The following is a 21,650-nucleotide window of genomic DNA, read 5'->3' on the forward strand; positions in this document are numbered from 1 at the left end:
TGTTCCTCGGTGCCCCTCACCCCCGCGCGGTCGTGGTCGGGGGGGGGATTATACACACCCCGGCCCCCACCCACCGCCCGCCGCGCCCCGGGCGGGGGCCCCCCCGCACCAGTCCACCGCCGCCCCGCGGCACGGTCAAACGAATTAGGAGGTGGGGGCCCTGACGGGGTGCCACAGGAAACCGGCCGCACCGGTGAACGGAACCGGCCCGCCCCCGAGAAGGGGTGCGGGCCGGTGGGCTGGTGGACCGGTCGAGCGGTGGACCGGTGAGGGCGTGCGCGCCGCGCGCGGCCTCTCAGTCGAGGCAGAACTCGTTGCCCTCGACGTCCCGCATGTTGATGCAGGACTCGTTGACGCCGTCGGCGTACAGCGTGAGGTCGTGGACCGCGCCGAGCGCGACCAGGCGCGCGCATTCCGCTTCCAGCGCCGCCAGCCGCTCCGCGCCCACGAGCCCGGTGCCGGCCCGCACGTCGAGGTGCACCCGGTTCTTGGCGACCTTGCCCTCGGGGACGCGCTGGAAGTAGAGCCGCTGCTCGTCGCCGACCGGGTCGATGGAGGCCCAGTCCGCGCCCCGCCGTCCGGGCTCGGCGTCGTCGAACTCCTCCCAGGAGGCGAACCCCTCCGGCGCCGGCGGCGCGTCGTACCCGAGCGCCGCGCGCCAGAAGCGCGCGACCCGCTCGGGTTCCGCGCAGTCGAAGGTGATCTGGAGTTTCTTGATCGACGCCATCCGGCCATCATAGGGCGGGACTTCCGGCGCATCCTCGCATTTTCGCGCCGGGCCGGGCGGGGGCTGCGGCAGGGCGGGACCGGCCGACTGCCCCGCCCGGTCGGGGACTTGAGGCGTCATGCACGTCGGCTCCCCGACCGCCGTTCAGGCGCGGGCGCGCAGTTGTCTGCCGAGGGCGTACGCGGCCCGCAGGTCGTCGCCGTCGTACCCGGCGCCGGCCAGGGCGCGCAGCGCCGGGGAGGCGTTGACGGCCACCGTGTGCCGCAGGACGGAGAAGAGGGGCACGTCGGAGCCGGAGTCGCCGTAGGCGACGCAGGAGTCCCGGTCGAGGCCGAGGGCCGCGCGGAGCCGGTCGACGGCGGTCACCTTGTCCTCGGGGACGAGGATCCTGGCGGGGTCGGGCGCCGTCCGGAACGGGGGCGGCGGGAAGCCGGAGGCCACCACGTCGGCGACGCCGAGGCCGCGCAGCCGGTCGGCGAAGAAGTCCGGCGACATGGTGACGACGACGGCCCGGTCGCCCCGGTCCCGGATGTCCGCGAGGACCTCCGGGAGCCCGCCGATCCACGGCGCCCCGTCGAACGCCTCGGCGACGACGCCGGGGGTCAGCTCCCGCCACAGTCCGTACAGGGCGGCGGCGAAGCCCCGGGTGTCGATGCTTCCGGCGGCGAACTCGGCCTCCAGGGCGTGTAGTTCGGCCAGGCAGCCGAGCCGGGCGGCGATCTCCAGACTGGCCGAGGTGTCCCTCAGCAGGGTGCCGTCCATGTCGAAGACGTGCAGCAGCCGTCCGTCCTTCACCGCGCCTCCCTGGTCCGGGGGTCAGCGTACGCGGCGGACGAAGAGGACCGACACGGCGCCGGCGAGGGTGATGAGCGCGGCGATCACGTACAGGCCGTCGTAGCCGAGCGAGCCGACGATCGCGGCGGCCAGGAACGGGGCGAGGATCTGCGGTCCGGCGTTGGCGACGTTGAGGACGCCCATGTCGCGGGCGGCGTCGTCGGCGGAGGGCAGGACGAGGGTGACGAGGGCCGTGTCGACGGCGAGGTAGGAGCCGAAGGCGAGGCCGATGAGGACCGTGAAGATCAGCATGCCGTGCCAGTCCGGCTTGACGACCGGCACCAGCATGGCGAGGGCGCACAGCGCGGAGGAGACGAAGACCAGCGGCTTGCGCCGGCCCATCCGGTCGGAGAGGACGCCGCCGAGGACGGTCGCGAGGAGGGTGACGCCCGCGTCGATGGGGGCGATGAAGGCGACGGCCTCCTCCGGGGCCAGTCCCTCCGGCAGCGCGATGTGGTCCTGGAGGATGTACAGCTGGAAGAGGGAGACGGCGAAGAAGCCCAGCATCATCAGGAAGCGGCCGATGAAGACCCAGCGGAAGTCGGCCGACTTCAGGGTGCGGGCGAAGGTGCGGAACTGGGCGCTCAGCGGGGCCGGCCCGGCCGCCGGGCGGCGCCGGTCGCGGACGACGGTGGTGAAGAGGACGGCGGCCACGGCGATGACGGCGCCGAACACCAGATAGCCGACGGCGATGTCGCCGGGGACGAAGACGGCGGCGGCGGAGATGCCGACGGCGGTGCCGATCGGGGTGCCGATGCCGACCATCGCGGAGGCGAGGCCGCGGCGCTCGACGGGGACGCGGTCGGGGACGACGGCGGTGAGCGCCGCCTGGTAGACGTTCATCGTCGCCTGGACGAGGCACCAGCCGATGGTGACGAGGAGGACCGAGCGGGCCTGGCCGAGGAGGGCCAGCGCGCCGAGGGCCGCGAGACCGCCGCCGAGGATCCACGGGTTGCGCCGGCCGGAGCGGTCGGAGAGCACGCCCGCGAGCGGGTTGAAGACGGTCGCGAAGATCGCCGCGATGCCGGAGACCAGGCCGAAGTTGGCGACCTTGTCGGCCGGGTCGACCAGTTCGACCTGGACGGGGAGGAGCACCGCCCCGATGCCCATGTAGACCATGTACATCGCGGCGTTGGCCACGGTCAGCAGGGGCATCAGCCGCAGGAGCGGCCCCCTGGTGAGGGGGGCGGTCCCCTCCGGGGCGGTCGGCGCGGGCTCCGGGGTGGTGTTCATGGTGGTGCTCCTGGGACAGGGGTGGTCAGCTGCCGAAGCCGAGGCCGAGGCGGTCGAGGGTGCGGAGCCACAGGTCGCGGCGGCCCTCGTTGCGGTCCGACCGGGTCAGCGAGCGCTGGGTGATGCCGATGCCGATCGAGCGGGCGGGCTCGGGCGGGAAGGGCAGCGGCTTGCGGCGGACGAGTTCGAGGGAGGTGCGCTCGGTGCGGGCCCCGGCCAGCAGGTCGAGCATCACCTCGGCGCCGAAGCGGGTGGCGCCGACGCCGAGTCCGGTGAAGCCGGCGGCGTACGCCACCTTGCCGTGGTGACTCGTGTCGAAGAAGACGCAGAAACGGGTGCTGGTGTCGATGGCTCCGCCCCAGGCGTGGCTGAAGCGGACGCCCTCCAGCTGCGGGAAGGTCGTGAAGAAGGTGCGGGCCAGGGTGGCGAAGGTCTCCGGGCGCTGGTCGTTCTCGGCGCCGACGCGGCCGGCGTAGCGGTAGACGACGTCGTAGCCGCCCCACAGGATCCGGTTGTCGGCGGAGATCCGCACGTAGTGGAAGTGGTTGGCGGGGTCGGACCAGCCCTGGCGGTTCTTCCAGCCGACGGCGGCGAGCTGCGCGGCGTCGAGCGGTTCCGTCATCAGCGCGTAGTCGTAGACGGGCACCGTGTAGAGGCGGTGGCGGCGCAACAGCGACGGGTACGCGTTGGTGGCGAGGGCGACGCGGCGGGCGGTGATCCGGCCGTAGGGGGTGCGGACGGCGACGACGGCGCCGTGCTCGTCGAGGGAGAGGCCGGGGGTGTGCTCGTGGATGCGGACGCCGAGGTCGAGGCACGCCTGCTTGAGGCCCCAGGCGAGGCGGGCCGGGTTGACCATGGCCGTGTCGCTCTTGTTCCACAGGCCGCCGAGGAAGGTGGGCGAGTCGATCTCGGCGCGGACGGCGTCGGCGTCGAGGAGGGTGGTGGTGGCGCCGTACTTCTCGGCGGTCTCGGCCTCCTCGGCGAGCCAGGAGACCTGGTGGGGCTCGGTGGCGACGGTGAGGGAGCCGGTGCGCTCCCAATCGCAGTCGATGCCGTACCGCTCGATGGCGTCCTCCATGGCCTGGAGGTTCTCCCGGCCGAGGCGTTCGAGGGTGGCGATCTCGTCGGGCCAGCGGTCGAGGCCGTTGCCGAGGCCGTGGGTGAGGCTGGCCTCGCAGAAGCCGCCGTTGCGGCCGGAGGCGGCGTGGCCGATCTCCGCGCCCTCGATGAGGACGACGTCAGTGGCGGGGTCGCGTTCCTTGGCGACGAGCGCGGTCCACAGGCCGGCGTAGCCGCCGCCCACGACCAGCAGGTCGCAGGTGGTGCCGCCGACGAGGGCGGGGGTGGCCCGGGGGCGGCGGGGGTCGTCGAGCCAGAACGGCTTGGGTTCGGCGTCCCGCAGGGAGATCAGGTGGTCCATGGGGGTGTCCTTCGGATCGCGGAGGAGCCCGGTCGCGGGGCTCCTTCCGAGGTGCCGCCCATGAGACCCGGCCGCGCCCGGCAAGGTCAATGGTGTTGACATAAGGCGCGCGGCGGGTGCCCGGGAGGGGTCGCCACCGGCTCAGCCCTGCGGGTCCCAGCGGTCGAGGAGCCCTTCCGCGATGCGGCGGGCGCCGGGGTCGTACCGCTGCGAGAGGGTGCGGAAGGTGCGCTCGGCGGCCTCGGCCGGCCATCCCTCGGGGAGGTGTTCGGCGGGCAGGTACGGGTCGTGGCGGACGACTTCCAGCCAGTCGGTGTGGAGCAGCAGCTGGCGGCCGAGGTCGTCGCGGGCCTCGGCGGGGGCGGGTCCCTCGCCGCCCCAGCGGGCGAGGAAGGCGCGGTACCCGGCGGCGATGGCGTCGAGGTCGAAGGCGGTGCGGAGCAGGGGGCCGGCCTCGGTCGGCGCGACGGCCCGTCCGTGGAAGGCCCTGATACGGTCCCCGAGCCCGAGCTCCGCCGCGATCGGCGCGACGTCGACGCGGCCGGGGGCGGCCCACAGGCCGCTCTGGAGCGGGCCGAAGCCCGCCCAGACGAGCCGGGAGCGCAGGTCGTGGCGCTCCCGGCGCCAGGACTCGGGGAGCGAGAAGCCGACGAGGGTCCAGGTGCCGTCCCAGGTCCGGTTGACGGCGCCGGTGCGGCGCACGCGCTCCTCGCCGTCGGCGAGCACGGCGGCGGCGCGGTCGGTCAGCGAGAAGTACATGCGGCGGCCGCAGCGGTGCCGGTCCAGGAGTCCCCGTCCGACCATGCGGGTCAGCGTGGAGCGGACGGCTTCCTCGCCGACCTCGGCACGGGCGAGGGCGTCGATGACGCCGGCCGAGGAGAGCGCGGTGCCGGTGCCGAGCGCGTGGATGCCGAAGAAGCTCAGCATCAGGGACTGGGGGCGGGGCGCGGAGCCGCGTCCGCCGGTGCCGGGCTCGGTCTCCGGGGTGCGCTGCGGGGCGGGTCGGGTCACGGGGGACAGCGTAGGCGGGCGGGTCGCCGCCGCGACGGCCCCGGCAGAAATATTCGGCACTTTATTGACCGCATGCGAGATGTTGCCTAACTTTGGCGCCGCCGGTGCGAGTGCGAGGCGGGGATCCCGCGCCCCGCCCCCGGCGACCCTCGACTCACGGGAAGGACCCCGTCCATGACTTCTCCCCAGGTGAACCCGGTGGGCCCGGTGGATCTCACCGGCAAGGTGGCCGTCGTCACCGGCAGCGGCCGCGGTCTCGGCCTCGCCTACGCCCGCTCGCTGGCCGCCGCCGGCGCCGCCGTCGTCATCAACGACGTGGACGCCGAGGCCGCCGACGCGGCCGTGAAGGAGATCACCGAGGCGGGCGGCCGGGCCGTCGCCGAGGTGGTGCCGGTCGGTTCGACCGAGGCCGCAGAGGCGCTCGTCGCCCGGGCCGTCGACAGCTTCGGCCGGATCGACACGATGGTCACCAACGCGGGCGTGCTCCGCGACCGCGTGCTGTGGAAGATGACCGACGACGACTTCGACACCGTCGTCCAGGTCCACCTGCGCGGCACCTTCACCTGCGTCCGCGCCGCCGTGGAGCGCATGCGCGAGCAGGGCGACGGCGGCCGGATCGTCGTCGCCGGCTCCCCCGCCGGGCAACGCGGCAACTTCGGCCAGACCAACTACGCCGCCGCCAAGGCCGGCATCGCCGCCATGGTCCGCACCTGGGCGATGGAGCTGGGGCGCGCGGGCATCACCGCCAACGCCGTCATCCCGGTCGCCGCCACCGCCATGACCAAGACCATCCCGGTCTTCGCCCCGCACATCGAGGCCCTGGAGCAGGACGGCACCCCGTTCCCGGACAGCCTGCGCAAGGGCGAGGGCTTCGGCACCCCCGAGGACGTCGCCGGCCTGGTCGCCTTCCTCGCCTCGGACGCCTCCGCCGGCGTCACCGGCCAGTGCATCGGCATCGGCGGCGACAAGCTCGCCCTCTGGTCGCACCCGCAGGAGATCGCGGTGGCGTACGCGGACGGCGGCTGGAGCGCGGACGCGATCGCCGCCGCCTGGCCGGTCTCCGTCGGCCGCGCCCCGGAGACCTACGGCATCCCCGCCCCGGTCCTGTGAGCGGCACCGTGATGGACCTCGACGCGCTCGTCGCCATCGACATGCACGCCCACGCCGAGGTGTCCGCGAAGGGCGGGGCGTCGCTCTCGGCCGAGCTGGACGCCGCCGCCGGGGCGTACTTCAAGGCGGAGCACCGGCACCCGACGCTCCCGGAGATCGCCGCGTACTACCGCGAGCGGTCGATGGCCTGCGTGGTCTTCACCGTGGACGCGGAGTCGGCCACCGGCACCGAGCCGGTGCCGAACGAGGAGATCGCCGAGGCGGCCGCCGAGAACCCTGACGTCATCATCCCGTTCGCCGGCGTCGACCCGTACAAGGGGAAGGCGGCGGTCCGTCAGATCCGGCGGCTCGTCGACGAGTTCGGGGTCAAGGGCTTCAAGTTCCACCCGAACATCCAGGCGTTCCACCCGAACGACCGGATGGCCTACCCGCTGTACGAGGCCATCGAGGACGCGGGCGCGATCGCCGTCTTCCACACCGGGCAGACCGGCATCGGCGCGGGCGCGCCGGGTGGCGGCGGGATCCGGCTGAAGTACTCGAACCCGATGGACGTGGACGACGTCGCCGCCGACTTCCCCGGCATGCGGATCGTCCTCGCCCATCCGTCCTTCCCCTGGCAGGACGAGGCCCTGGCGGTGGCGACGCACAAGCCGAACGTGTACATCGACCTGTCCGGCTGGTCGCCGAAGTACTTCCCGCCGCAGCTCGTCCGCTACGCGAACAGCCTCTTGCAGGACAAGGTCCTGTTCGGCTCGGACTACCCGCTGCTCACGCCGGACCGCTGGCTCGCGGACTTCGCCGGGCTGCCGCTCAAGGACGAGGTGCGGCCGAAGATCCTGAAGGACAACGCGGCCCGTCTGCTCGGCCTCACCACCACCTGAGGGAGACGCCATGCGCAATCAGGGCATCGGGTCCTGGCCGGCCCGCCGGAACCGCAAGAGCCCCCGCCGCACCGCCCTCGTCCACGAGGGCCGTTCCCTCGACTACGCGACGCTCCACGACCGCTCCACCCGCCTCGCCCACGCCCTGCGGGGCGCCGGCGTCGAGCGCGGCGACCGGGTCGCCTTCCTGGGCCCGAACCATCCGGCGTACCTGGAGACGCTGTTCGCCGCCGGGCTCCTCGGGGCGGTCTTCGTTCCGCTCAACACCCGTCTGGCAACGGCGGAGTTGACCCACCAGCTGACCGACTCCGGCAGTCGGGTGCTGGTGCACGCCCGGCAGCCGGAGGGCAAAGTGGCCGAACTGGCCTCGGCCGCCGGGACCGCGACCCTGCTCTCCGTCGAGGGCGAGGGGCCGGGCCTGGTGTACGAGGAGCTGCTCGCCGCCGCGCCGGCGGAACCGCTCGACGAGGAGGTGGGGCACGACGACGTCTGCCTCATCATGTACACCTCGGGCACCACCGGCCGGGCGAAGGGCGCCGTCCTCACCCACGGCAACATCGTCTGGAACAGCCTCAACGTCGTCGTCGACACCGACATCGCCGCCGACGAGGTCGCCTTCGTCAGCGCCCCGCTCTTCCACACCGGCGCGCTCAACATGAGCTGCCTGCCGACCCTCCTCAAGGGCGGCACGGTGGTCCTGGAGTCGGCCTTCGACGCGGAGCGGGCCCTGCGCCTGATCCAACTGCACGGTGTCACGGCGCTGTTCGGGGTGCCGACGATGTACGACGCGATGGCGGCCGCCCCCGGCTGGCCGGAGGCGGACCTGACCAGTCTGCGGCTCCTGCTGTGCGGCGGGGCGCCCGTCCCGAGCCGGACCGCCCGGACGTACCTGGACCGGGGGCTCGCCTTCGTCCAGGGGTACGGCATGACCGAGGCGGCGCCCGGCGCGCTCATCCTGGACCGGGCCGACTCGGCGAGCCACGCCGGCACGGCGGGCGTCCCGCACTTCTTCACCGACGTGCGGGTGCTGCGCGAGGACGGCACCGAGGCGGCGCCCGGCGAGAAGGGCGAGGTCGTGGTGGCGGGGCCGAACGTGACCCCCGGCTACTGGAACCTGCCGGAAGCGACCGCCGCGGCCTTCCGCGACGGGGGGCGCTTCCGGTCGGGCGATGTCGCCACCGTCGACGCCGACGGCTACGTCACGCTCGTCGACCGCCTCAAGGACATGATCATCTCGGGCGGGGAGAACATCTACCCGGCCGAGGTCGAGGACGCCCTGCTCCGGCACCCGGACGTCGCCGAGGCGGCCGTCATCGGCGTCCCCGACGCCCGCTGGGGCGAGGTCGGCCGCGCGGTCGTCGTCCCGCGCGCCGGGACCTCCCCGACCGCCGAGGAGCTGATCGCCCACCTCGGGGGCCTGCTGGCCCGCTACAAGATCCCGCGGAGCGTCGTGCTCGCGCCCGAACTGCCCCGCAACGCCACCGGAAAGCTGCTGAAGGGCCCCATCCGGGACCACTACGGCAGCGACCCCGCCCACTGACCTTCTGGAGAACCCCCATGGCCCTCACCGTCCACGGCATCGACGAGATCCGCGCCCAGGCCGGCGCCGACCTCGGCCACAGTTCCTGGGTCGAGATCGCCCAGTCCCGCGTCGACACCTTCGCCGACGCCACCGACGACCACCAGTGGATCCACGTCGACGCGGAGCGGGCCGCCACCGGCCCCTTCGGCGGCACCATCGCCCACGGCTACCTCACCCTCTCCCTCCTCATCCCGATGTGGAGCGAGCTGCTCCAGGTCGAGGACGTCTCGATGGCCGTCAACTACGGCCTGAACAAGGTCCGCTTCCCCTCCCCCGTCCGTGTCGGCTCCAAGATCCGCACCCATGGCCGGATCGCCACGGTCGAGGACGTCCGGGGCGGCGTCGAGGTCGTCGTCGACCTCACGGTGGAGATCGACGGCACCGACAAGCCCGCCTGCGTGGCCCAGGCGGTCTACCGCTTCTACGCCTGACCTCCCACCCCGGAAGGGCGGCCGCCACCCCGGCGACCGCCTCTTCGGCATGCCCACGCCCGGCAGGCGGACCCTCCCCCGCCGGGTACGGTTCTCCCCGCGTGCGGGACGAGCCGGGAGGCGGAGATGGCGGTGGTGCGACCCGAGGAAGCGGTGCGGCCCGAGGAAGTCGTGGGGCCGCTGGAGCGGGGGCTCGCCGTGGTGCGGGCCGTGGTCGACGGGGGCGGGCGGCGCGGCCTCGGGGAGGTCGCGCGGGCGACCGGGCTCGCGCGGGCCACGGTGGACCGGGTCGCCACCACCCTCACCGTCCTCGGGGTGCTGCGCGCCGAGGGCCGCGATCTGCTGCTCGCGCCGGGCGCCGCCGAGCTCGGCAACGCCTATCTGGACTTCTGCGGGCTGCCCGCCCGTCTCGGGCCGCACGCGGCCGCGCTCGCCGAGGAGCTCGACGCGCCCGTGTCGCTCGCCGTCCCCGACGGGGACGCCGTCCGCTTCCTCACCCAGGCGACCCGCCGGCGGGCGATGGCGATCTCCTTCCGGCCCGGCGACCTGCTGTCGGCCGGACGCTGCGCGCCCGGCGCCCTGTTCGCCGCCGACTGGGACGAGGAGCGGTTCGCCGCGTGGCGGGAGCGGCACCCCGACGACGGCGGGTTCCCGGCGCGCGTGCGGGAGGCCCGCGAGCGGGGCGTTGCCGTCGACGACCAGCTGATCGAGCCGGGGCTGGTGGCCGTCGCGCTGCCCGTCCGGGACCCGACGGGGGCCGTGGTGTGCGCGGTCAGCGTCGTCAGCCACACCAGCCGGCACGACGCCGCCGCCCTGGAGGCGCTGGCCCGCGCGCCGCTCGCCCGGACCGTCGCCTCGATGGAGGCCGCGCTCGCCGCCGGACCACCGCCCGCCGGTGAGCCCGTCGCCCTGTCCGCCGGTCCCGCGCTCAAGGACGAGCTGGGGTCCGGCTACCTCCAGTCGCTGGCCCGGGGGCTCGACGTGCTGCGCGCCTTCGGAGCCGTACGCGGGCCGGCCCGGCTCACCGATCTCGCCGGGCTCTGCGGGCTGCCCCGGGCGACCGCCCGGCGGTCGCTGATCACCCTGCGCCACCTGGGGTACGTCCGGGAGGAGGCCGGGGGTCACGTCCTCCTGCCCCGGGTCCTGGAACTCGGCCACGCCCTGCTGTCCGCCCTCACCCTCCCCGAGATCGCCACCCCGCACCTCGTCCGACTGGTGCGCGCCGTCCGGGAGTCGGCGTCGGTGGCGGTGCTCGACGGCGACGACATCCGGTACGTGGCGCGGGTGGCGGGCAGCCGCCTCCTGCACATCGACATCGTCGTGGGCACCCGCCTGCCCGCGTACGCCACCTCGATGGGGCGGGTGCTGCTCGGCGCCCTGCCGGAGGCCGAGCGGGACGCGCGGCTCGGGCGGATCACGCCGGAGGCCCTGACCCCCCGGACCCTGACCGGGCCCGGGGAGCTGCGGGAGGCCGTGGCGGCGACCGCCGGGCGGGAGTTCGGATGGGTGGAGGAGGAGCTGGAGGAGGGGCTGCGGTCGATCGCGGTACCGGTCCGCGACGGCACGGGGCGGGTGGTCGCGGCGCTCAACGTCGCGCTGCACGCGGGTCGTTGCCCGCCCGAGGAGAGCCTGGCGGCCCTCCTCCCCCGGCTGCGCGAGACCGCCGGGCGCATCTCCGCCGACCTGGCCGCGGTGGGCCGTCACGCCCCCGTGGGGCCGTTCTGACGGAACGTCAGCGAACTCCGTCCGCCGTGTCCGGGCGCAGGCCCGCCAGTGCCGTCAGCATCAGCTCCAGGGCGAACGGATAGCCGCTCTCCCGCATGTCGGCGGCGAGGAGGGGGAAGGTCGCCGCGATGTGCGGGTGGGTCTCGGCCGGGAGGCGGCCGTAGACCTCTCCCCAGACCTCGGCGTCCGCCTCGCGCGCGGCCGGCGGCATCGCCCCGGCGGCGGCGTCCTGGGCGGCGAAGGCCAGCGCCTGGTCGACGAAGGCGTGGTAGGCGCGGACGGCCAGGGGGTCGGGGAAGCCGCCGTCCCGCAGGATGCCGAGGATCTTCTCGACCGCGCGCGTCTCGTGGGTGCGGCCGGTCGTGCGGTGCGCGGCCAGGAGGGCGGCCTGGGGCTGGGCGACGTAGGAGGCGTGGATGCGCACGCCCAGCGCGCGCAGGTCCGTGCGCCAGTCGCCGGTCGCCTCCCAGCCCTCCTGCGCCCGGCCGATGACCTCGTCGGCGATCGCGAGGAGCAGGGCGTCGGTGTTGCGGAAGTACCGGTAGAGGGCGCTGGGATCGGCTCCGAGGGCCGCGCCGAGACGGCGTACGGACAGGGCTTCGGCGCCGTGCTGGGCCACCAGGCGCAGCGCGGTGTCGACGATGAGCCGTTCGGAGAGGACGGCGCCCTGCTTGGTGGGCCTGCGGCGCTGCCGGCTTCCTTCGGGTACGACACGTGCGGACATGGCCGGGACCTTACGTCAACACCATTGACGTGTAAACGGCTCGCGGGCTTCCATGGCGCCCGTCACCCGAACGGCGACGCCGGCCCGTCCCGGCCGCCCGACCGGTACGACCCGTCCGACGGCCGCCCCGCGGCGCACCGCGCCCCGGCCGGCCGTCGTCCGCCCCGCGCCCCTCCGGCGCGGCCGCACGCAAGGGAGCCGCCGCATGCCCCAGGCCGATCTGGTCTTCACCCGAGGCCCCGTCCTCACCCTGGATCCGGCGCGGAGCCGGGCCACCTCGCTCGCCGTGACCGGTGACCGGATCACCGCCGTCGGCCACGACGAGGTGCGCGAGCTGATCGGGCCCGGCACCGAGGTGGTGGACCTGACCGGCAAGCTGCTGCTGCCCGGTTTCCAGGACTCCCACATCCACGCGGTGGGCGGCGGCACCGAGCTCGCCGAGTGCGACCTCACCGGCAGCGTCGACGTCGCGCAGTACCTGGAGCGGATCCGGGAGTACGCCGAGGCGCACCCGGACCAGGAGTGGATCACCGGCGGCGGCTGGTCGATGGAGAGCTTCGAGGGCGGCATGCCGACCCGCGCGCTGCTCGACTCGGTCGTCCCGGACCGCCCGGTCCTGCTGTCGAACCGCGACCACCACGGCGCCTGGGCGAACACCCGGGCCCTGGAGCTGGCCGGCCTGACCGCCGACACCCCGGACCCGGCGGACGGCCGGATCGAGCGGGAGGCCGACGGCACCCCGAACGGCATGCTCCAGGAGGGCGCGACCGGCCTGGTCTCCCGTCTGGTGCCGGACAAGACCGCGGAGGACCGGCTGGCGGGCCTGCTGCGCGCGCAGCGGCTGCTGCACTCGCTGGGCATCACCGGCTGGCAGGACGCCCTGCTCGGCTCCTTCAACGGCATGTCCGACCCGGCGGACGCCTATCTGACGGCGGCGAAGGACGGTTCGCTCACCGCTCGGGTGACCGGGGCGCTCTGGTGGGACCGCGAGCGCGGCTCCGAGCAGATCCCCGAACTGGTCGACCGCCGCGAGCAGTTGACCTCGGGCCGGTTCCGCGCCACCTCGGTCAAGATCATGCAGGACGGGATCGCGGAGAACTTCACGGCCGCGATGCTCACCCCGTACCTCGACGGCTGCGGCTGCGCGACCGGCAACTCGGGGCTGAGCTTCGTCGACCCGGTGGCGCTGCGCGGGCATGTGGCCGAGCTCGACGCCCTCGACTTCCAGGTGCACTTCCACGCGCTCGGCGACCGGGCCGTGCGGGAGGCGCTGGACGCGATCGAGGCGGCGATCGCGGCCAACGGGCGGCGCGGCAACCGCCACCACCTCGCCCACCTCCAGGTCGTCCACCCCGACGACCTGCCCCGCTTCGCCGCGCTCGGCGCCATCGCCAACATCCAGCCGCTGTGGGCGGCGCACGAGCCGCAGATGGACAACCTGACGATCCCGTTCCTGGGTCCCGAGCGGGCGGCCTGGCAGTACCCGTTCGGCTCGCTGCTGCGGGCCGGGGCGACCCTGGCGGCGGGCAGCGACTGGCCGGTCTCCAGCCCGAACCCGATCGAGGGCATCCACGTCGCCGTGAACCGCCGCGACCCGGAGGCCGAGGACGACCGGGTGTTCTACCCGGAGGAGCGCCTCGACCTGCTCTCGGCGCTGACCGCGTACACGGCCGGCACGGCCCATGTGAACGGCCTCGACGACGCGGGCAGCCTGCTCCCGGGCCACCTCGCCGACCTCGTCGTGCTCGACCGGGACGTCCTGGCCGCGCCGGCCGACGAGATCGCCGAGGCCCGGGTGGAGCGCACGTACGTCGGCGGCCGGCTGGTGTACGAGGCGTGACCGGCGGCCTCGTCCGGCGCCGGTCCCCCGCGTGCGCCCGCTAGCCGGGCCGCACGGAGGACGCCCGTACGTCGAGCCTGACCGGCACGAGCGCTCCGCCGGTCTCCTGGAGGCCCTGTTCCAGGACGGCGACGAGGTGGGCCATCCCCGCCTCGGCGACGGCGTCGGGGCGCAGGCTCAGCGTCGTCACCGGCGGCTCGGTGTGCACGGCGGTCTCGTCCTCGCTGACACAGACGAGGAGCAGGTCGCCGGGGACGTCGTAGCCGTGCCGGCGGGCCGCGTCCAGGACGAGCGGCGGGCTGGCCTCGGCGACCACGAGGAGGGCGTCGGGGCGGTCGGGACCGGTTCCCAGGGCGGTCTCCACGGCCTGGATCACCGGCCCGTTGCCGGGCTCGGCGGCCCGTACCGTCCGCTGCGGCAGCCCATGCGCAGCGCACCAGGCGCGGTGCGCCGCGTCCACCTCGCGGTGGAAGCGGGTGGTGCTGTCGGGGACGACGAGGACGGGCCGGCGGGCCCCCTGGGCGTGGACGTGGTCCAGGACCTGCCCGACGACGTCCGCCGCGTCGACGTCCACCCAGTGGGCGCCCGGCCGGCCCTCCACGGACCGGTCGCTGAAGACCGGGATGCGGGCGGCCAGCAGGTCCTCGACGATCCGGTCGTCGGCGACGGGGTCGGCGACGACCACGGCGTCGAGGGGCAGCGCCGCCCACTCACTCTGGAGCGAGCCGGCGGGCAGCAGCACCACCGCGTAGCCGCGCGCGAGCGCGGTGGCGGCGGTGGCGCCGGTGAGCCGGGCGAAGTACGGCGACTCCAGGAAGGTCCACGGGGTGTCGGCCAGCTCGCCGACCACGTAGCCGATCAGCCGGGCCCGTCCCGCGCGCAGTTGGCGCGCGGTGGCGTTGGGCCGGTAGCCCATGCGGCGGGCGGTCTCGCGGGCCTTCTCCCGGATCTCGGGGGAGAGCCGGCCGGTGCCGTTCAGGGCCGCCGACACGGTGGTCTTGGAGAGCCCGGCCTCGCGCGCCACGTCCACGAGACGGACGCGCGGGGCGGGTGGCGCGGCGGGCCGGCCGGGCCCCGGCCGTGGGGTCCCGGCCCCGCTCCGCCCGCCCGCGGCGCCGTCGTCCCGTACGCCGGTCCCCTCGCGCCCCGGGGCCGTCGCGTCCCGCCCCGGCGTCGTCGCGGCGTGCTCCGGGGCCGCTCCGCCGTGCTCTGAAGCTTCGGTCATGGGGCCGATGCTGCCACCTTCGTGACCATTGCAAAACCGTTCCCGCAAAGCTGGCCGGAACCCTTGTGCGGGAACGTTCCCGCATCAATACTCGCTCCATCCCCCCAGCGCCCGTCACTACACCCGTAAAGGGGTGGGTCTGCATGCGCACGCCCAGTTTCATCGCCCTCGCCTGTACCGCCGCCCTCGCGGCCTCCCTCACCGCCTGCTCCGGCGCCACCCAGCCGCAGCCGGGCACCACCGGCACGGGAGCCGACTTCAAGGTCTCCCCCACCTCGCCGGCCGCGAAGGGCCCGCTCGACTCCTTCACGTGGTCGCTCTACGCGGAGCCGTACACCCTCGACTACGCCCTCGCGTACGACTACCCGCCGAACACCGTGCTCGCCAACGTCTGCGAGCAGCTGCTGCGGGTCACCCCCGACCTGAAGATCGAGCCCGGTCTCGCGGTCAAGTGGGACCGGCCCGACCCGCGCACCCTCGTCTACACCCTGCGCTCCGGCGTGAAGTTCCACGACGGCACCACGCTGACCGCGGACGACGTCGTCGCCTCCCTGAAGCGGCAGATGGATCCGGCCACCGGCTCGCCCTGGGGCTCCGCCTTCAAGACCGTCGACGCCGTCGAGAAGACCGGCCCGCTGGAGGTGACGATCCGCCTCGGCAAGGCCGACGCGCTCTTCCACGAGCTCCTCGCCGCCTCCCCCGGCACCATCGTGAGCGCCGCCTCCCTCGCCGAGCAGGGCAAGGACTACGGCACCCCCAAGGGCAAGCTGAACTGCACCGGCCCGTACGCCCTGGAGAAGTGGGCGCAGGGCGACAGCATCACGCTGAAGAAGCACGCGGACTACTGGGACGCGAAGCTGGCCCCGAAGTCGGAGAAGGTGCGGTTCACCTTCATCGAGGACGCCGCCGCCCGCGCCAACGCCTTCCTCTCCGGCACCGCCGACGGCGGCTACATGGTGCCGTCCGCCTCCTTCGCCCAGCTCCGCGGCAGCGGCAAGGGCGCGCTCCTCTTCGGCCCCAACACCGCCGCGGCCACCCTCGCGGTCACCGACTTCAAGGGCACCCTCGGCGACGTCCGGGTCCGCAAGGCGCTGTCGATGGCACTCGACCGGAAGAACATCGTCAAGGCCGCCGCCGGCGGCGTCGGCGTGCCGGCCAAGGCCCCCGCGGCCCGCGGCGCGTGGGCGCTCGTCCCGGAGAAGACCGCGTCGCTCTTCGACACGCTGCCCGAGCCCGCGTACGACGTCGCCGCCGCGAAGAAGCTGGTCGAGGAGGCGCACGCCACCGGCCGGAAGGTCACCATCGCGACCAGCTCGATGGCCCCCGAGATCAGCGTGGTCGCCAACGCCGTGCAGGCCGCCGGCCGCCAGATCGGCCTGGACGTGCAGCTCAAGCCGGTGGCGCCGGAGGCGTACAGCAACATCTTCGTCGACCCGGCCGCCCGCGAGGGCCTCGACCTGGTCATCACCAACGGCTACGACAACACGCCGGACCCGCTGGAGTTCTACCAGTACCTGCGCACCGGCGACTTCGGGAACTACGGCAACTGGTCGAACGCCGAGTACGACGTGGCCTTCGACCGCGCCAACACCGAGTACGACCCCGCCAAGCGCACCGAACTCACCGCGAAGGTCCAGGAGATCGCGCTCGCCGAGCTGCCGATCATCCCGGTCTACGAGGCGCCCTACTCGGTCTACCTCGGCAAGCGGATCACCGGCGCGCCGACCGGCATCGCCCAGCTCTACTACCCGTGGGCCGCGACGATCGGGGCCGCGCAGTCATGACCCGCTTCCTCATCGGCCGGCTCGCCGGCCTGGTGGCGGTGCTGTTCGTGACCTCGGTCGTCGTCTTCGGCACCATCCACCTCGCCCCCGGCGACCCGGTCACCTTCCTCCTGCACGGCCGCCCCGCGTCCCCCGAGACCGTGGCGGCCCTGCGGGCCGAGCACCACCTGGACGACCCGCTCGTCGTCCAGTACGTCACATGGCTCGGGGACGTCCTCGGCGGCGACCTCGGCCGCTCCGCCCAGTACCACCAGGACGTCACCGCGCTCCTCGGCTCCCGGCTGCCCGGCACCGCCCTCCTCGTCGGATACGCAGCGCTGCTCGTCGCCGTCCTCGGCGTCGGCACCGGCATCCTCGCCGCGCTCCGCCCCGGCCTCCTCGACAAGACGGTGCTCATCGGCACCGGCGTGGCCACCGCCACCCCGGCCTTCGTCACCGCGATCGCGCTCGTCTCGCTCTTCTCGGTGCAGCTCGGCTGGTTCCCGGGCCCGGGCGGCGGCGCGGCCGAAGGGCTCGGCCCCCGGCTCCACCAGCTGACCCTGCCGGCCTTCGCGCTCGCCCTCACCTTCGCGGGCCTGCTCGCCCGGGTCACCCGCTCCGCGATGCTCGACGAACTGGGCCGCGAGCACGTGGAGGTGGCCCGCGCCCGGGGCGTCGCCGGCCGGGCCGTGGTCCGCCGGCACGTGCTGCGGAACGCCCTCGGCCCGGTCGTCACCGTCGGCGGCACCATGCTCGCGGGCCTGCTCATCAGCACCGCCATCGTGGAGACCGCCTTCGACGTCCCCGGACTCGGCTCGCTGCTCGTGCAGTCGGTCACCTCCCAGGACTTCGCGGTCGTCCAGGCGATCACGCTGCTCAGCGTGGCGGCGTTCGTCGTCGTCAACCTCGCGGTCGACCTGCTCGCGCCGCTCATCGACCCCCGTCTCTCCCCCGGGGAAGGCTCCTCATGACCACCACCCTCAGCACGGTGCCGTACCGCAGGCCCGGCCTGCGGAGGCTGCGCCTCTTCGGGCAGGGTCCGCTCTTCACGGCCTCGGTCGCGGTGCTCGCCGTGCTCGTCCTCGTCGCCGCGTTCGCGCCGCTGCTCGCCCCGTACGACCCCGAGGCGCTCGACCTGGGCGCCAGCCTGGTCGGCACCTCCGGCGACCACTTCCTCGGCACCGACCAGTCCGGCCGCGACATCCTGTCCCGGCTGCTGCACGGCGCCCGAACCGGCCTCCTCGGCCCGCTCCTGGTCGTCGGCGTCTCCACCCTGCTCGGCACCCTGCTGGGCGTGGTGGCGGCCTGGCGCGGCGGCTGGGCCGACACCCTGCTCTCCCGCGCGATGGACCTGGTCTTCTCGATCCCCGGGCTGATGCTGGCGATCCTGCTGGTCGCGGTCACCGGCCCGGGCCTGACGGCCCCGGTGATCGCGATGGCGATCGCGTACACCCCGTACGTGGGACGCCTGGTGCGCGGCATCGCCCGGCAGGAGAAGGCACGGCCGTACATCGAGGCGTACGTGGTGCAGGGCTGGTCCGGCTGGACGGTCTGCGTCCGGCACCTGCTGCCCAACATCGCGCCGACGGTCTTCGCGCAGTCCGCGATGAACTTCGGCTACGCCCTGATGGACCTGGCGGCGCTCTCCTTCCTCGGCTTCGGCGTCCAGCCGCCGACCGCCGACTGGGGCGCCATGATCAACGAGGGACAGGGCGCCGTCCTCCAGGGCGCGATGCTGCCGGCGCTCGCGCCGTCCGTGTGCATCGTGCTCGCGGTGGTCGCCTTCGGCATCGTCGGCGAGGGCCTCGCCGACCGCATCGCCCGTCGGGAGAAGTAGACGCCATGAACCACTCCACACCCCCTCCCGTCCTGGAGATCGACGGCCTGGAGCTGCGGCTCCCCGGCGACCGGGCCGCCCGGCCCATCCTCGACGGCGTCAGCCTGACCGTGCGGCCCGGGGAGACCGTCGGCCTGGTCGGCGAGTCCGGCTCCGGCAAGTCCGTCGCCTGCCGCAGCGTCCTCGGCCTGCTCCCCAAGGGCTCCCTCACCACCGGCCAGGTCCGGGTGAACGGCGCCGACGTCCTCACCATGGACCGGGCGCGGCTCGCCGCGCTGCGGGCCCGCGAGGTCGCCATGGTCTTCCAGGACCCGCGCGCCTCCGTCAACCCGCTGCGCCGGGTCGGCGACTTCCTCACCGAGGGGCTCCGGGCCGCCGGCACCCCGGCCGCCAAGGCCACCGCGCGCGCCGAGGAACTCCTCGCCGCGGTCGGCATCCGCGACCCGCGCGGGGCGCTGCGCCGCCACCCCCACCAGTTCTCCGGCGGCATGCTCCAGCGGGTCGTCATCGCCGCCGCGCTCGCCGCCGAGCCGGCGCTGCTGGTCGCCGACGAACCGACCACCGCGCTGGACGTCACCACCCAGGCCGAGGTCATCTCGATCCTCGCCGCTCTGCGGGCCGAGCGCGGCACCGGCATGCTCTTCGTCACCCACGACCTGGAGCTGGCCTCCGCGATCTGCGACCGGGTCTACGTGATGTACGCGGGCCGGATCGTGGAGACCCGGTCCACCGACGAGCTGTTCGACCGGCCCCGGCACCCGTACACCGCCGGGCTGCTCGGCTGCACCCCGCGGATCGAGGCCGGCTCGCCCGCGCCCCGTCCGATCCCGGGCCGCCCGGTGTCGCTCGCCGAGGCGCCGCCCGGCTGCGCCTTCGCCGCACGGTGCGCGCACGCGGTGGCGCGGTGCACGGAGGAGAAGCCCGAACTGGCACGGCACGGCGAGGGCTTCGCCGCGTGCCACCGCGCCGAGGAAGGGATCGCGCTGTGACGACCGTGGTGGAGAAGGGCCTCGTCGTCGACGGCCTGCGGAAGCGGTACGGCGACCATCAGGCGGTCGACGGGGTGTCGTTCACCCTGCCGGCCGGGGGCTCGCTGGCGATCGTCGGCGAGTCCGGCAGCGGCAAGACGACCACGGTCCGGATGCTGGTGGGCCTGGAGCGCATGGACGGCGGCACGGTCCGGCTGGACGGCCGGGACCGCTCCGCCCGCCCCCGGGGCCGCGCGGAGCGGCTGGCCCGGGCCCGGGAGATCCAGATGGTCTTCCAGGACCCGTACCTGTCGCTGGACCCGCGGATCCCGGTGAGCGGCTGCCTGGACGAGGTGCTGCGCCTGCACACGGCGCTGGACGCGGCCGGGCGCGCGGCCCGGGTCGCCGACCTGCTCGACCGGGTCGGGCTCGGCGCCCGCGAGGCCGCCGCCCTGCCGCGCGGGCTCTCCGGCGGCCAGCGGCAGCGGGTGGCGATCGCCCGGGCGCTGGCGGCCGAGCCCCGGGTGCTGGTCCTCGACGAGGCGGTCGCCGCGCTCGACGTGTCGATCCAGGCGCAGATCCTCGACCTGCTGCGGGAGATCCGCCGCGAGGCCGGGATCGGCTACCTCTTCGTCACCCACGACCTGGCGGTGGTCCGGCACGTCGCGGACGACGTGCTCGTCCTCAAGTCCGGGCAGGTGGTGGAGTCCGGCCCGGTGGACCGGGTCCTGGGCAGCCCCGAACACCCCTACACCCGCCTGCTGTTGGACTCGGTGCCGCGCAGGGGCTGGGACCCGGCCCGGGTGACGGGCCGGGCCTGAGCGCCGGGCCCCGTCGGTCACTCCGTCCCCGTCACCCGGTCCCGTACGGCCCGGACCGCGCGGATCACGGCGTCGCGGGAGGCGTCCGTGCGGTCGAGCGCCTCGAAGCCGTGCCGCCCCTCCGGCACGTCGACGATCTCCACGTCCGCCCCGTGCTTCCCGGCCGCGGTGAGGAACTCCTCCACCGTCGCCGCGAAGGCGGGGTGTTCGCGTCCGGCGCGGACGAGGACCACCGGCAGCGCTCCGGCGCCCGCGAGCGCCGCGACCGGGCGGAAGCGGGTCTCGACGGTCTCCCAGCCGGGCGGCGCGGCGAGGACGGGGTAGGAGAGGGCGAGGCAGCGCAGCCACGGCGGCGGCGCCGCCAGCCAGTCCGCGGCGAGGAGGCCGCCGCCGGAGAAGATCCAGAGGGCGATCCGGTCCGGGTCGGTCCGGGGGTGGGCGCGGAGCCGTTCGACCGCCTCGGCCAGGTCGCCGGCGGCGCGGGCGTAGTCCGTCAGGGCGTGCAGCCGGTGGTCGACGGTGGCGCCGACGACGCCGAGTCCGGCCAGGTACCGGGCGTAGCCCCGGTAGAAGGGCATGTCGCGCGGGGTGGGGCTGCGGTCGGCGTCGACGGGGCCGCCGTGCACGAGGAGCACGGCGGGCCGGCGCCCCTCCCCGTCGGGCGGGTACACGTCGAGGCGGCCGTGCCGCTCGTACGGGAACTCCTCCGTCTCCAGCAGGAACTCCACCTCTTCGTACGCGGGTTGGTCGTCGTCCAGGGTCAGCCGGCGGCCCTCGCCCGCGGCCGCCCGGACCAGCAGGTCGGCGAGTTCGGCGGGGTGCGAGAGCATCGGCCAGTGTCCGGCGGGGAGTTCGAGGAAGGCGTAGCCGGGACCGGCCAGCTTCCGCAGGTGCGGGGGCCCCGTCCGGACCAGCATCTCGACCACGTCGACGCCCGGCCCGTCGGCCGTGCACATCACCGCGGCGGCGGGCACCCGCTCCACGGCGCCGCCGAGCCGCAGGGGTTCGGTGAGGGTGCGGGCGGGCTGCGGCACCGCCCGGCGGTCGAGGAGGGCGAGGTCGGCGGCGGAGAGCCCGTCGACGCTGCCCCAGCGCGCCCACTCCTCCCCGTGGGGCGGCGGGAGCGGCGCCGGGTCGTGGCCGAGCCGGGCCCGGACGGTCTCGTCACGGACGAGGAGCAGCGCCGGGTCGCCGTCCGAGGGCAGTCCGGCGGCGACGTACACCACCCGGGCGATCCGGTCCGGCCGCCGGTCGGCGGCGGCGAGCACGGGGTGGATGCCGTAGTCGTGCCCGACGAGGACGATCCCCGGGTCGTCGAGCCGGTCGACGAGCTCCGTCAACTCCCCGATGTGCGTGCCGAGTCCGGCCCCGGGATCGGCGTCCAGGGTGACCTGGCGCACCCCGGCCCCGGCCTCCCGCAGCCGCTCCGCGACCCGGTCCCACACCCACCCGCCGGTGAACGCGCCTCCCACCAGAACGAACGTCGTCATCCCCGCCTCCTCGCACTCGTCTTCCGCC

19 protein-coding genes are annotated in these 21,650 nt (G+C 74.6%); 11 read left to right on the forward strand and 8 right to left on the reverse strand.

The genetic code is table 11. The features are described 5' to 3' along the window. Positions 1–295: 295 nt before the first annotated feature. The 5 genes from ACFW1I_RS30085 to ACFW1I_RS30105 form a co-directional block, all read right to left on the reverse strand. Positions 296–727 carry a VOC family protein gene (locus ACFW1I_RS30085; RefSeq protein ID WP_384675814.1) on the reverse strand — a complete coding sequence of 144 codons (432 nt, stop codon included), beginning with the start codon at positions 725–727 and terminating at the stop codon, positions 296–298. A gap of 144 nt (positions 728–871) precedes the next feature. Next, complete coding sequence (locus ACFW1I_RS30090; protein ID WP_384675816.1) at positions 872–1,522, reverse strand: HAD family hydrolase; 651 nt, start codon at positions 1,520–1,522, stop codon at positions 872–874. A 21-nt stretch (positions 1,523–1,543) separates the two neighbouring features. Then, on the reverse strand, positions 1,544–2,794 hold the full coding sequence (locus ACFW1I_RS30095; protein WP_384675818.1) for an MFS transporter: 1,251 nt from the start codon (positions 2,792–2,794) through the stop codon (positions 1,544–1,546). A gap of 25 nt (positions 2,795–2,819) precedes the next feature. Beyond that, a complete protein-coding gene (locus tag ACFW1I_RS30100) occupies positions 2,820–4,214 on the reverse strand; it encodes an NAD(P)/FAD-dependent oxidoreductase (RefSeq protein ID WP_384675820.1) in 1,395 nt (464 codons plus the stop codon). Positions 4,215–4,355: 141 nt separating this feature from the next. Next, a complete protein-coding gene (locus tag ACFW1I_RS30105; RefSeq protein WP_384675822.1) occupies positions 4,356–5,225 on the reverse strand; it encodes a PaaX family transcriptional regulator C-terminal domain-containing protein in 870 nt (289 codons plus the stop codon). A gap of 198 nt (positions 5,226–5,423) precedes the next feature. Here ACFW1I_RS30105 and ACFW1I_RS30110 point away from each other — a divergent pair, with 198 nt between their 5' ends. From ACFW1I_RS30110 to ACFW1I_RS30130, 5 genes are all read left to right on the forward strand, one after another. After that, entirely contained in the window at positions 5,424–6,335 is a 912-nt protein-coding gene (locus ACFW1I_RS30110; protein WP_384675856.1) for an SDR family NAD(P)-dependent oxidoreductase, read from the forward strand. Positions 6,336–6,346: 11 nt separating this feature from the next. After that, complete coding sequence (locus ACFW1I_RS30115) at positions 6,347–7,216, forward strand: amidohydrolase family protein (RefSeq protein ID WP_384675858.1); 870 nt, start codon at positions 6,347–6,349, stop codon at positions 7,214–7,216. A gap of 10 nt (positions 7,217–7,226) precedes the next feature. Then, positions 7,227–8,756, forward strand: coding sequence for a long-chain fatty acid--CoA ligase (locus ACFW1I_RS30120; RefSeq protein WP_384675824.1), 1,530 nt, complete (start codon positions 7,227–7,229; stop codon positions 8,754–8,756). A 17-nt stretch (positions 8,757–8,773) separates the two neighbouring features. Continuing rightward, entirely contained in the window at positions 8,774–9,229 is a 456-nt protein-coding gene (locus ACFW1I_RS30125) for a MaoC family dehydratase (protein ID WP_384675826.1), read from the forward strand. Positions 9,230–9,355: 126 nt separating this feature from the next. Continuing rightward, complete coding sequence (locus tag ACFW1I_RS30130; protein WP_384675828.1) at positions 9,356–10,954, forward strand: IclR family transcriptional regulator C-terminal domain-containing protein; 1,599 nt, start codon at positions 9,356–9,358, stop codon at positions 10,952–10,954. Positions 10,955–10,961: 7 nt separating this feature from the next. Here ACFW1I_RS30130 and ACFW1I_RS30135 read toward each other — a convergent pair whose 3' ends face one another. Continuing rightward, the gene (locus ACFW1I_RS30135; protein WP_384675830.1) at positions 10,962–11,678 is read right to left on the reverse strand and encodes a helix-turn-helix domain-containing protein; all 717 of its coding nucleotides are present in this window, start codon (positions 11,676–11,678) and stop codon (positions 10,962–10,964) included. Positions 11,679–11,883: 205 nt separating this feature from the next. Here ACFW1I_RS30135 and ACFW1I_RS30140 point away from each other — a divergent pair, with 205 nt between their 5' ends. Continuing rightward, positions 11,884–13,518 (forward strand): amidohydrolase, encoded by a 1,635-nt coding sequence (locus ACFW1I_RS30140; RefSeq protein WP_384675832.1) that lies wholly within the window; start codon positions 11,884–11,886, stop codon positions 13,516–13,518. A gap of 40 nt (positions 13,519–13,558) precedes the next feature. On the opposite strand, the gene ACFW1I_RS30145 is transcribed toward ACFW1I_RS30140, so the two are convergent. After that, positions 13,559–14,743, reverse strand: coding sequence for a LacI family DNA-binding transcriptional regulator (locus tag ACFW1I_RS30145; RefSeq protein ID WP_384675834.1), 1,185 nt, complete (start codon positions 14,741–14,743; stop codon positions 13,559–13,561). A gap of 143 nt (positions 14,744–14,886) precedes the next feature. Here ACFW1I_RS30145 and ACFW1I_RS30150 point away from each other — a divergent pair, with 143 nt between their 5' ends. From ACFW1I_RS30150 to ACFW1I_RS30170, 5 genes are read left to right on the forward strand one after another with little or no spacing between them, the layout of a single operon-like run. Continuing rightward, positions 14,887–16,527, forward strand: coding sequence for an ABC transporter substrate-binding protein (locus tag ACFW1I_RS30150; protein ID WP_384675836.1), 1,641 nt, complete (start codon positions 14,887–14,889; stop codon positions 16,525–16,527). Continuing rightward, entirely contained in the window at positions 16,524–17,477 is a 954-nt protein-coding gene (locus ACFW1I_RS30155; protein ID WP_384675838.1) for an ABC transporter permease, read from the forward strand. Before ACFW1I_RS30150 ends, ACFW1I_RS30155 begins: the two co-directional genes overlap by 4 nt. After that, positions 17,474–18,343, forward strand: a complete 870-nt coding sequence (locus ACFW1I_RS30160; protein ID WP_384675840.1) for an ABC transporter permease — start codon at positions 17,474–17,476, stop codon at positions 18,341–18,343. The genes ACFW1I_RS30155 and ACFW1I_RS30160 overlap by 4 nt, the downstream gene beginning before the upstream one ends. Before the next feature lie 5 nt (positions 18,344–18,348). After that, a complete protein-coding gene (locus ACFW1I_RS30165; protein ID WP_384675842.1) occupies positions 18,349–19,332 on the forward strand; it encodes an ABC transporter ATP-binding protein in 984 nt (327 codons plus the stop codon). A gap of 5 nt (positions 19,333–19,337) precedes the next feature. After that, a complete protein-coding gene (locus ACFW1I_RS30170; protein WP_384675860.1) occupies positions 19,338–20,132 on the forward strand; it encodes an ABC transporter ATP-binding protein in 795 nt (264 codons plus the stop codon). A 17-nt stretch (positions 20,133–20,149) separates the two neighbouring features. Here the strand turns inward: ACFW1I_RS30170 and ACFW1I_RS30175 are convergent, their stop codons facing one another. Next, a complete protein-coding gene (locus ACFW1I_RS30175) occupies positions 20,150–21,622 on the reverse strand; it encodes an alpha/beta fold hydrolase (RefSeq protein ID WP_384675844.1) in 1,473 nt (490 codons plus the stop codon). Positions 21,623–21,650 lie beyond the last annotated feature (28 nt).

It is taken from the genome of Streptomyces sp. NPDC058955, from assembly GCF_042741435.1.
In the GTDB taxonomy this organism is placed as follows: Bacteria; Actinomycetota; Actinomycetes; order Streptomycetales; family Streptomycetaceae; genus Streptomyces.